Here is a 252-nt window from a genome sequence, read left to right as displayed (position 1 = left end):
CTATGTAAAACGTGGACTACTTCGGACATTGTAACGACCTCTTCAAATTCTAGAATGCCCAAATTCGTAATCCCATCATTCCATACAGCTTTATATTTTTCTAACGTTTGAATAGCTTGGTTTGCCTTTGTTAAAATTACACCTATATCTTTTAGTGTATAACGTAAGTTCCCTTGATATAGTGTAATTACGTTACGTCTTTGTGAAATAGCCACAACAAGGCTAGCCGTCTGCTTTGCTACACGCTCTGCC

1 pseudogene is annotated in these 252 nt (G+C 37.7%); it reads right to left on the bottom strand.

Going from position 1 to position 252, the window contains the following annotated elements:
* Window positions 1–252: pseudogene (locus SB775_RS31915) on the bottom strand (DNA integrity scanning diadenylate cyclase DisA); the annotation flags it as partial.

It is taken from the genome of Peribacillus sp. SIMBA_075 (assembly GCF_046534585.1).
This window is presented reverse-complemented; position numbering and strand designations above follow the sequence as displayed.